This is a genomic window from Nocardia farcinica (genome assembly GCF_029867845.1).
Taxonomy (GTDB): Bacteria; Actinomycetota; Actinomycetes; order Mycobacteriales; family Mycobacteriaceae; genus Nocardia; species Nocardia farcinica_A.
This window is the reverse complement of sequence record NZ_JARWRU010000566.1, coordinates 1-3,151: the sequence shown is the minus strand read 5'-3', so window position 1 is coordinate 3,151 and position 3,151 is coordinate 1. Positions and strand designations below refer to the sequence as shown.

General features: G+C 74.8%; 5 protein-coding genes. 4 read left to right on the top strand and 1 reads right to left on the bottom strand.

The features are described from left to right. Positions 1-54: 54 nt before the first annotated feature. Positions 55-213, bottom strand: coding sequence for a hypothetical protein (locus tag QH283_RS12370; protein WP_280503148.1), 159 nt, complete (start codon positions 211-213; stop codon positions 55-57). Positions 214-299: 86 nt separating this feature from the next. Here QH283_RS12370 and QH283_RS12365 point away from each other — a divergent pair, with 86 nt between their 5' ends. From QH283_RS12365 to QH283_RS12350, 4 genes are all read left to right on the top strand, one after another. Next, positions 300-1,271 carry a helix-turn-helix domain-containing protein gene (locus QH283_RS12365; protein ID WP_280503147.1) on the top strand — a complete coding sequence of 324 codons (972 nt, stop codon included), beginning with the start codon at positions 300-302 and terminating at the stop codon, positions 1,269-1,271. Between the two features lie 97 nt (positions 1,272-1,368). Beyond that, positions 1,369-2,442 carry a nicotinate-nucleotide--dimethylbenzimidazole phosphoribosyltransferase gene (cobT, locus tag QH283_RS12360; RefSeq protein ID WP_280503146.1) on the top strand — a complete coding sequence of 358 codons (1,074 nt, stop codon included), beginning with the start codon at positions 1,369-1,371 and terminating at the stop codon, positions 2,440-2,442. After that, positions 2,439-2,627 carry a hypothetical protein gene (locus QH283_RS12355; RefSeq protein ID WP_280503145.1) on the top strand — a complete coding sequence of 63 codons (189 nt, stop codon included), beginning with the start codon at positions 2,439-2,441 and terminating at the stop codon, positions 2,625-2,627. Before cobT ends, QH283_RS12355 begins: the two co-directional genes overlap by 4 nt. A gap of 36 nt (positions 2,628-2,663) precedes the next feature. Further along, a partial coding sequence (locus QH283_RS12350; RefSeq protein ID WP_280503144.1) for an adenosylcobinamide-GDP ribazoletransferase occupies positions 2,664-3,151 on the top strand: 488 nt, incomplete at its 3' end.

The following is a 3,151-nucleotide window of genomic DNA, read 5'->3' as shown; positions in this document are numbered from 1 at the left end:
GGGGCGGGGGGGGGGGGGGGCCGGTCGGGGAGGGTCAGCGGTGGTCGGGGACGGTCAGCGGTGGTCGGCGCGGCCGGCGATGGCGGCGATCTCGGCGCGGGTCCGCTCCAGGTCGCGATCGACCGCGTCGGAGGAACCGGCCCAGCCGCAGCCCCTGGTCAGGAGGAACACGAGGAGGGCGAGGCCGGCGAGGGCGAGCAGAAGAGTGAGCATGGCAGTAAGTTTGCGATCGGCAAATTTCCCCCGAAAGTGGCTGTTCTGACATAGTTCGTCGAATTTCGGCCAGTTAGACTCGGTGGATGCTGTCGAAGGTCGCCGTCGTGCTGTTCGAGAAGCTGGCCATGTTCGAATTCGGCGTGGTCTGCGAGGTTTTCGGCCTCGACCGCACCGCCGACGGGCTGCCGGGCTTCGACTTCAAGGTGTGCGGCGTCGAGCCGGGCAGGCCGCTGGCCTCCACCACGCCCGGCGTCACCGTCACCCCCGCCCACGACCTGGCCGAGACCGGGGACGCCGACCTGGTCGTCATCCCCGCCGCGCCCGTGCAGGTGCTCACCGGCCCGATCGATCCGCGCCTGATCGAGGCGGTCCGCGAGGCCCACCGGGCGGGCGCGACCGTGCTGACGGTCTGCTCGGGCGCTTTCCTGGCCGGGGAGGCGGGCCTGCTGAACGGGCGCAAGTGCACCACGCACTGGCGCTACGCCGACCAGCTCGCCGAACGCTATCCCGAGGCCACCGTCGACCCGGACGTGCTGTTCGTCGACGAGGGCGACCTGATCACGAGCGCGGGCACCGCCGCGGGCATCGACGCCTGCCTGCACCTGGTCCGCCGCGAGATCGGCAGCGCCGCCGCCAACGGCATCGCACGCCGCATGGTGGTGCCGCCGCAGCGCGACGGCGGTCAGCGCCAGTTCATCGAACGGCCGGTGCCGGAATGCTCCTCCGACAACCTCGGCGACATCCTGGAGTGGATGACCGAGCACCTCGACCGTCCCATGACCGTCGACGAGCTGGCCGCCCGCGCGGCCATGTCCACCCGCACCTTCGCCCGCCGCTTCGCCGCCGAGACCGGCACCACCCCGGTCAAATGGCTGACCACACAACGCATCCTGCACGCGAAGCACCTGCTGGAGGACACCCCGCTCGGCCTGGAACAGATCGCCGCCCGCTGCGGCTTCGGTTCCGCGGCCCTGCTGCGCCACCATTTCCAACGTCAGATCGGACTGGCTCCGGTCGAGTACCGGCGCCGGTTCGGGCGCAGGCCGGCCGGCTGACGAGGGCGGTATTCGGTCCGCACGACGCGGAGGGGCAATATTGGGCGACGACCATCCGCGGCGCGGACGCCGCTGCCCGACCCGAGAGGCTCGACCAGTGACACACGGATTCGGACCGGTTGCACCCCCCGACGCGGGAGTTCACGCCCTGGCCGAGGCGCGCCAGGCGCGGCTGATCAAGCCCGCGGGCTCGCTGGGCAGGCTGGAGCGGCTCGGCAACTGGGTCGCGGCCTGCCAGGGCGTGTGCCCGCCCCAGCAGTTCGAGCGCGCGCGGGTGGTGGTGTTCGCCGGTGACCACGGCGTCGCGGCCAACGGCGTCTCGGCCTATCCGCGCGAGGTGACCGCGCAGATGGTCGCCGGTTTCCTGGCGGGCGGCGCGGCGATCAACGCGCTGTCGCGCACGGCGGGCGCCACGGTCCGCATCGCCGACATGGCGGTCGACGGCGACACCGATCCCTCGATCAGCGCGCACAAGGTCCGCCGCTCCAGCGGCAGCATCGACCGCGAGGACGCGCTGACGGCACAGGAGGTCGACGCCGCGCTCGCCGCGGGCGTCGCCATCGCCGACGAGGAGATAGACGCGGGGGCCGACCTGCTCATCGCCGGCGACATGGGGATCGGCAACACCACCCCGGCCACCGTGCTGATCGCCACCCTCACCGACACCGAACCGGTGGCGGCGGTGGGCCGCGGCACCGGCATCGACGACGCGGGCTGGATCCGCAAGGTCGCCGCCATCCGCGACGCCATGTGGCGGGCGCGGCCGGTGGCCAAGGATCCGGTCGCGCTGCTGCGAGTGGCCGCGAGCGCCGACATCGCCGCGACCGCGGGCTTCCTGGCGCGCGCGGCCCAGCGCCGCCCCCCGGTGATGCTCGACGGCGTGGTGGTGACCGCGGCGGCGCTGGTGGCCGAGGACCTGGCGGCGGGCGCGAGCGCGTGGTGGGTGGCCGGGCACCGCTCCACCGAGCCCGCGCACTCCCTCGCGCTGAAGCAGCTGAGGCTGGAGCCGCTGATCGAGATGGAGATGCGCCTCGGCGAGGGCTCCGGCGCGGTCGCGGCCCTGCCCGTCCTGCGCGGCGCGGTGGCCGCGCTCGCGGAGATGGCCACCTTCGAGGAGGCGGGCGTGAGCACCCCCGACAGCGACACCCCCGCCACGAACCTCACGAAATGACCGCGCCGCGCCGGATGTCCTGGCCGGAGGGCGTCCGGCTGGCGTTCTCCTGGCTGAGCGTGCTGCCGGTGCGCGGGCCCGAGGAGGTCGACCGCCCCGGCGCCGCCCGCGCCATCACGCTGGCCCCGCTGGTCGGGGCAGCCCTCGGCGTGCTCGCCGCCGGGGTGGCCTGGACGTTGACCTAACTCGGCGCGAGCACGCCGCTGGCCGCGCTGCTGACCGTGGGCGCGCTGGCCATGGGGACCAGGGGCATGCATCTGGACGGGCTGGCCGACACCGCCGACGGGCTGGGCAGCTACGGGCCGCCCGAACGCGCCAGGGCGATCATGAAGGGCGGCGACGTCGGCCCGTTCGGCGTCGCGGCGATCGTGTTCGCGGTCGGCGCGCAGGCGTTCGCGTTCGCGACGCTGATCGGCGAACAGTGCTGGCTCGCCGTCGGTCTGGCCGTGGCGCTGGGCCGGGTGGCGGTAGTGCTCGCCTGCCACGGCATCCCCGCCGCCGCGGGCACGGGCTTCGGCGCGCTGGTGGCGGGCACCCAGTCCCGGCTCGCGGGCGCGGCCTGGGCGCTGGCCGCCCTGACGGCGGCGGTCTTCGCCGTGCCCGGCCTGCCCTGGCAGGGCCCGATGTCGGCGCGGGGGGCCCCCGCGGGGGGCCGCGTGGGGGGGGGGGGCAGGGCGCGCCCGGGGGGGGGGGGGGGCGGGGGGGGGGG